The organism is Microcystis sp. M53598_WE2 (assembly GCF_030067735.1).
Classification (GTDB): Bacteria; Cyanobacteriota; Cyanobacteriia; order Cyanobacteriales; family Microcystaceae; genus Microcystis; species Microcystis aeruginosa.
In genome coordinates this window covers 1-1223 of sequence record NZ_JASJFE010000255.1, presented here as the reverse complement: position 1 = coordinate 1223, position 1223 = coordinate 1, and the positions used below count along the sequence as shown (strand labels likewise).

The following is a 1223-nucleotide window of genomic DNA, read 5'->3' as shown; positions in this document are numbered from 1 at the left end:
TAGTCCGGAAGAGGCACTAATTACCCCCACCTATGCTTCCCGCGCCCTGACTTCCGCTGTACCTAAATACGAGATTCCCGAGGGAGAAATGCCGCCGGCGGTGGCCTACAATTTAATCCGCGATGAACTCGCCCTTGATGGTAATTCTCGCCTGAATCTGGCTACTTTTGTCACCACTTGGATGGAACCGGAAGCCAAACAATTAATGGCGGAAACCTTCGATAAAAACATGATCGACAAGGATGAATACCCACAAACCGCCGAAATTGAACTGCGTTGTGTGAATATGATCGCTAGACTCTGGAATGCTCCCGAAAGCGAAGCTGCAACCGGTTGTTCTACCATTGGTTCCAGTGAAGCGGCGATGTTGGGAGGCATGGCTTTAAAATGGCAGTGGCGCAAACGCCGACAAAAAGAGGGTAAACCCACCGACAAACCTAATTTAGTCATGGGCATTAATGTGCAGGTTTGTTGGCAAAAATTCTGTCGTTATTGGGAGGTAGAACCGCGTTTTGTGCCGATGGAAGGGAATCGTTTTCATCTCAAGGCGACCGAGGCAATTAAACTAATTGATGAGAATAAGATCGGGGTAATTGCAATTATGGGTAGTACCTTTGATGGTAGTTATGAACCCGTCCAAGAAATTAATGAGGTTCTAGAAACATTGAACAGAGAAACCGGCTGGCAAGTTCCCCTGCACGTCGATGGTGCTAGTAGTTGCAAGAATGGCTTTCAGATGTGAAAATTTCCCTCCTGTCTCAACCTAGAAGAGCTGCACCTCATCGAGGACAGTAATGCTTGAAGCTTACCCGACTACAGACAAAAAAATCTGACTTAATCCTATGCAATTTGTACCAGTTGTCGATATTAATCAAAGATATTTAATGCTAACTACACCATCTAAAGCTAGAGGATGGATGAAAAAAATTGGGCATACCTTGCTAATATTTTTTGTAGTTTTACTACTGACTCTAACTTCCCCTCTTTTGGGAATAGCTCAAAATCCGACACAACCGGAAAACAGAATTGATGGCTTTCCAGTTATGTTAGATGGAAAACCCCTCTTTTTTATCCGACGGGGAGTTTCTTCATTTTCGGCGGAGGAGAGAGCTAACGCTATTACCCGGAGAATTGAAAGAATTGCTCAAAATGATTCTATTCCTGTTGAGAACCTGACAATTGAGCAGATTCCTGATGATAACTCACTTTATTTAAGTGTAGAT

General features: G+C 43.9%; 2 protein-coding genes. Both read left to right on the top strand.

Features of this window, described 5'->3' with window-relative positions; translation table 11 throughout:
* Positions 1-742, top strand: a 742-nt coding sequence (locus tag PX636_RS05365) for a pyridoxal-dependent decarboxylase (RefSeq protein WP_288116419.1), incomplete at its 5' end; no start/stop codon positions are given.
* 100 nt (positions 743-842) lie between these two features.
* On the top strand, positions 843-1223 hold a 381-nt coding region (locus PX636_RS05360), incomplete at its 3' end, for a DUF8459 domain-containing protein (RefSeq protein WP_502882845.1).